This window comes from Sphingomonas bacterium (assembly GCF_903643035.1).
Taxonomy (GTDB): domain Bacteria; phylum Pseudomonadota; class Alphaproteobacteria; order Sphingomonadales; family Sphingomonadaceae; genus Sphingomonas.
On the sequence record NZ_CAHJWW010000260.1, the window covers coordinates 1 to 3,919 of the forward strand.

A 3,919-nucleotide genomic window follows, 5' to 3' on the forward strand; every position below is an offset into this window, starting at 1 on the left:
ATGCCTTCCCACCACACGAATGCGCCAACTACCTCCGCAACAGCGGCTACGCTTCAGCTTAGATGGATCAGACTCTAAGGAGGCAGCGTGTGTGGTCACGCGCGCTCGCCTTCGCGACAATCGCCGTCGCGGCTGACGCTGATGGAGAATGTCAAAGGGCGGCAGGACCGAAAGGCCAGCGAGTCTAGCGCGATCGGAAGCTGTAGGGCAGCCGCTGCTTACGGCTGACATCGCCTAATTGCGGGTGTGCGGCCTGTGTGGTTAAGTCGCGCTATGAAGGGCTACAGGAGCGGAGGCTCACCGGGAGGCAAGTGGGGCAGCATCGCGGCCGGGCTTGTCGGCGCCCCCATTTTCTTCCTTCTCATCCTGGTGGACTCGCTTGGCGGCTGCGATCCTGATCGAGAGTGCCACAAAGGCTTTCTGACCTACGTAGCTGTTCCGACTTTCGCAGTCGCGTTGCTGGTCGGGCTGATAGTCAGGATGCTGGTGAACCGCCTCGAACGGAAGGGCAGCTAATCGTCAGCCGATCCGTCTCACCTCACCCGATCCGCTCCGGCACCGCCGCCGCGTCGGCGCTCAGCGCCTCACTCGGGGCGAGCGCTTCCCACGGGAACACGAACCAGTCCTTGGTCGCGGTGCGGTCGATCGTGCGGGCGCGGTAATCCACCCTTTGCGCGGAGACGGCGTTGTCGATCAGCGTCGCGAAGCGGACCGAGCCGTCCGGCGCGCGCGCCGTCGCGAGTCGCTCGCGGAGCAGGCCGATGGTTCGACCCGAATCGTTGATGTCGTCGACGAACAGCAGCCGCTCGCCCGCCGCCGCGCGGGTGGCGAGGCGGACGAGGACGTCGTCGGCGAACTCCTTGACCCGCGCGGACAGGTCGCAGGACAGCGTCGGCAGGCCGGTGGCGTGGCTGAGGTACACCGCCGGCACCAGCCCGCCGCGACCGACGCCGACGACGAAGGTCGGGCGCCAGTCCGCGTCCGCCTCGATCGCGGCGGCGATGGCGAGGACGTCGGCGACGACCTGCGCGTGGGCAACGGGGGTGAAGGTCGTCATGCCGCGAACGCGTCCAGCGCGGCGAGGTGCCGGACCAGCTCGGGCGCGGGCAGGAACGAGCCGAGCAGGCTGTTGCGCGCGAGCGTGACGAGCTGCGCGCGGGTCAGGCCGCGCGCCTGCGCCGTCGCGCGGTAGTTCTCGGCGATGTAGCCGCCGAAATAGGCGGGGTCGTCCGAGTGGATCGTCGCGCGCAGGCCGACGCCAAGCATGCGGTCGATCGGGTGATCCTCCAGCCGCGCGACGTTGCGCAACGCGACGTTGGACAGCGGGCAGACGGTGAGCGTCGTCGCGTCGCGCGCGAGGCGGGCGACGAGCGCGGGGTCCTCCAGCGCGCGGTTGCCGTGATCGATGCGGTCGACGCCCAGCGCGTCGAGCGCTTCCCACACATAGGCGGGCGGGCCCTCCTCGCCGGCGTGGCAGCATAGCCGGAGCCCGCGTTCGCGCGAGGCGGCGAAGACGCGCGCGAACCTGGCGGGCGGATTGCCGACCTCCGACGAGTCGAGCCCGACGCCGACGAAGCGGTCGAGCCACGGCTCGGCCTCGCGCAGCGTCGCGAACGCATCCTCCTCGGACAGATGTCGCAGGTACGACATGATGAGGTAGACGCTCATCCCATGCTTCGTCCGCGCGCCGTCGATCGCGGCGGTGAGCCCCTCCATCACGAGGCCGAACGGGATGCCGCGATGCGTGTGCGTCTGCGGATCGAAGAAGATCTCGGCGTGGACGACGCCGTCGGCGGCGGCGCGGTCGAAATAGGCGGCGGCGAGGTCGTGGAAGTCCTCGGCTGTCCGCAGCACGGCGGCGCCGGCGTAATAGATGTCGAGGAAGCTCTGCAGGTCGGTGAACCGGTAGGCCGCACGCACGTCCTCGACGGTGGCGAAGGGGATCGCGACCTTGTTGCGCTTCGCCAGCGCGACCATCAGCTCGGGTTCGAGGCTGCCTTCAATATGCAGGTGCAGCTCCGCCTTAGGGAGGGCGGCGCAGAAGGTGGCGAGGTCGGTCATGTCAGCGATCCCGTGTTGTGCGTCCTGACTCCGCTCGCCCTGAGCGAAGTCGAAGGGCAGGAACGTGCTTCGACTTCGCTCAGGGCGAGCGGTGGCGGGCGAGGTGCTACACCGCCCTGAGGGCCTGATCGAAGTCCGCGATCAGGTCGTCGGCGTGCTCGACGCCGATCGAGATGCGCACGAGATTGTCGGTGATGCCCAGCGCCTGCCGGCGCGCGTCGGGGACGGAGAGGTGCGTCATGCCGGCGGGGTGCGAGGCGAGCGTCTCCGTGCCGCCCAGCGACACGGCGAGCTTGGCGATCTTGAGCGCGTCGAGGAAGCGGAACGCCTCCGCCTCGCCGCCCTTCAGATATAGCGAGAAGGTGGAGCCCGCGCCCAGGCAGTGGCGGCGGTAGATGTCCGCCTGGCGGGCATCCTCGCCGCCCTCCAGGAAGCCGAGATAGCCGACGCGCGCCACCTTGGGCTGGTCGCGCAGCCAGGCGCAGACGGTCGCCGCGTTCTCCCCGGCGCGGCTCATCCGCAGCTCCAGCGTCTCCAGCGAGCGCAGCAGCATCCAGGCGGTGTGTGGATCGGTGATCGTGCCGATCGTGTTGCGCATCGAGCGGATCGTGTTGATGTGCGCCTTCGAGCCGAGCACGCCGCCCGCGACCAGATCCGAATGGCCGCCGGCATATTTGGTGAGGCTGTAGACGACGATGTCGGCGCCCTGGCGCAGCGGCTGCGCCCACAAGGGCCCCAAGAAGGTGTTGTCGATCGCGATCGGCGGCTTGGTGGGCAGATGCGCGAAGATCGCGTCGCGCGACGCGGCGACCGCCTCGACATCGACCAGCGCGTTGGTGGGGTTGGCCGGGCTTTCCAGATAGATCAGCGCGACGTTGCCGGCGGACGCGCGGGTGAGCACCGCGTCGATCTCGTCGCGCGTGGCGCCGGCGGGGAAGTCGAGGAAGTGGACCCCGAACCGGCCCAGCACGCGCGCGATCAGCGTCTCGGTGGCGGCATAGAGCGGGCCGGAATGGACGATGGTGTCGCCGGGCCGGACGGTGGACAGGAACAGCGTGGCGATGGCGGACATGCCCGAGCTGAACGCGAGCGCGTCTTCCGCTTCCTCCCAGACGGCGAGGCGGTCCTCCAGTATCTCCTGATTGGGGCCGTTGAAGCGTGAATAGACCAGGCCTTCCGCGCCGCCGGGCCGCTTGCCGGTGACGCCCTCGAAATGGCGCTTGCCGGCGGCGGCGTTGGGGAAGACGAAGGTGGAGGTGAGGAAGATCGGCGGCTTGAGGCTGCCCTCCGACAGCGCGGGGTCGAAGCCGTGGCCCATCATCAGCGTCGCCGGGCTGAGCTTGCGCCCACCGATCGCCCGGGGCGTGTCGTCGCGCGGGGCGGGTTGCGAGACGCCGCCGCTCATGTCGGCCTCGGTCTCGTCGGGCGTGTCGGTCATGGCGGGTCTCCTCGGACCGGCCGTAGCCGATCCTCGCCTCGCCGGGGAGGCGTTAGTGCAGCCCGATCAACGCGATCTGGCGGCCATAGTCGGGCTCCTGCGCGTGCGTGGCACGGCGGAAGGAGTAAAAACGATCGGCGTCGGCATAGGTGTCGAGTCCCAGCGCCTCGACCCGGCCGACACCGGCGGCGGCGAGGCGGTGGGCGACATAGGCTTCCAGGTCGAAGCGGTGATGGTGGCGCCGCGCGTCGGCGAAGAAGCGGGCGTTGTCGCGGTCCGCCTGCTCGAACCGGACGCGGAACGCGTCGTCCACCTCGTAGCTCGCGCGCGCGATGCACGGGCCGATCGCGGCGGCGATGCGCGCGCGATCGGCGCCGAGCGCCGTCATCGCGTCCAGCACCGCGTCCGTGACGCCGGCGA

5 protein-coding genes are annotated in these 3,919 nt (G+C 69.6%); 1 reads left to right on the forward strand and 4 read right to left on the reverse strand.

What is annotated here, in order from left to right:
* Positions 1-273: 273 nt before the first annotated feature.
* Positions 274-516, forward strand: coding sequence for a hypothetical protein (locus HUV01_RS14980; RefSeq protein ID WP_217431010.1), 243 nt, complete (start codon positions 274-276; stop codon positions 514-516).
* Positions 517-538: 22 nt separating this feature from the next.
* On the opposite strand, the gene HUV01_RS13395 is transcribed toward HUV01_RS14980, so the two are convergent.
* The 4 genes from HUV01_RS13395 to HUV01_RS13410 form a co-directional block, all read right to left on the reverse strand.
* Positions 539-1,057 (reverse strand): phosphoribosyltransferase, encoded by a 519-nt coding sequence (locus HUV01_RS13395; protein WP_174298723.1) that lies wholly within the window; start codon positions 1,055-1,057, stop codon positions 539-541.
* The gene (locus HUV01_RS13400) at positions 1,054-2,061 is read right to left on the reverse strand and encodes an adenosine deaminase (protein ID WP_174298724.1); all 1,008 of its coding nucleotides are present in this window, start codon (positions 2,059-2,061) and stop codon (positions 1,054-1,056) included. The genes HUV01_RS13395 and HUV01_RS13400 overlap by 4 nt, the downstream gene beginning before the upstream one ends.
* A gap of 106 nt (positions 2,062-2,167) precedes the next feature.
* The gene (locus tag HUV01_RS13405) at positions 2,168-3,499 is read right to left on the reverse strand and encodes a cystathionine gamma-synthase family protein (protein ID WP_174298725.1); all 1,332 of its coding nucleotides are present in this window, start codon (positions 3,497-3,499) and stop codon (positions 2,168-2,170) included.
* Positions 3,500-3,551: 52 nt separating this feature from the next.
* A partial coding sequence (locus HUV01_RS13410) for a laccase domain-containing protein (protein ID WP_174298726.1) occupies positions 3,552-3,919 on the reverse strand: 368 nt, incomplete at its 5' end.

Excerpts from the sequence above, each read along its gene's own strand:
- HUV01_RS14980 (WP_217431010.1), top strand. The coding sequence starts at position 274 with ATGAAGGGCTACAGGAGCGGAGGCTCACCGGGAGGCAAGTGGGGCAGC.
- HUV01_RS13395 (WP_174298723.1), bottom strand. The coding sequence starts at position 1,057 with ATGACGACCTTCACCCCCGTTGCCCACGCGCAGGTCGTCGCCGACGTC.
- HUV01_RS13400 (WP_174298724.1), bottom strand. The coding sequence starts at position 2,061 with ATGACCGACCTCGCCACCTTCTGCGCCGCCCTCCCTAAGGCGGAGCTG.
- HUV01_RS13405 (WP_174298725.1), bottom strand. The coding sequence starts at position 3,499 with ATGACCGACACGCCCGACGAGACCGAGGCCGACATGAGCGGCGGCGTC.